This is a genomic window from Pseudoalteromonas sp. SG44-1, from assembly GCF_014164315.1.
Lineage (GTDB): Bacteria > Pseudomonadota > Gammaproteobacteria > Enterobacterales > Alteromonadaceae > Pseudoalteromonas > Pseudoalteromonas rhizosphaerae.
Genome location: NZ_JACJEW010000200.1, coordinates 1 through 901, shown reverse-complemented (window position 1 = coordinate 901; position 901 = coordinate 1). Strand labels below are relative to the sequence as shown.

The window sequence follows — 901 nt, the reverse complement described above, 5'->3', positions numbered from 1 at the left end:
CTGATTGGTTATGTGTGCGCGTAATTGTTTCTTAACCCACTGATACGGCACACTGTAATAATGTTTCTCTATTTCAACATGATAATCAATGTGTACTCGCACCGTTTTGATTTGTGTATAGTGATAGGGCTTTTCAGGCAATGGCTTTAATGCGCTTTTATCCACCATCTCAAATAGCTGTTTACGTGACTGTTGATATTGCTTCATGACTTTATTGTTCATTACATCAAGTAGCTTTGCTATTTCTTGATTTAGGTGCGCTAAGCTGTAGAAGGTTTGCTTGCGTAGACGTGCCATGATCCAACGCTCAACAATTTGTACACCGACTTCAGCCTTTGATTTATCTTTGGGTTTATAAGGTCTAGCGGGTATGACAGCGACGTTATAATACTCGGCTAATTGATGATAAGTGGGGTTTAGATCAGGCTCGTAGCGACAGGGTTTACTAACAGCACTTTTTAAGTTGTCGGGAATAACAAGTTCAGGCACACCGCCTAAAAACGCAAAACAACGGGCATGACTCATCACCCAGTCTTCAAGTTGCTGGCTATACGTTGCCTCAGCATAGGTATAGTTTGATGCGCCGAGCACGGCAACAAATACTTGAGCAGTCCGTGTTTCCTGCGTTGTGGGGCACGTGATGGTCAGTGTGGGGCCACAATAATCCACAAACAGCTTTTCACCACCTTTATGATGCTGCCGCATCGACAACCGTTGTTTCCCCACCCATTCCCGGTAGGCGCGGCAGAAGTGGCTATAGCTGTAATAAGGCTCAGCGACTTTCTCACGCATTTCATCGAATACTAACTGCAACGTCAAATGTTTGTGCTGCTTTAAATCCTTATTGATGGTGAGCCAGTCAGGTGTTGGGTATCTTTTTTGACGGGGTGAGAAGTCCCTG

At 44.5% G+C, this 901-nt stretch carries 1 protein-coding gene; it reads right to left on the bottom strand.

All coding sequences use genetic code 11. From position 1 onward, the window contains the following. Positions 1 to 901 (bottom strand): IS21 family transposase (gene istA / locus H5187_RS23755; protein ID WP_182798499.1); only part of this gene is annotated, 901 nt, incomplete at both ends.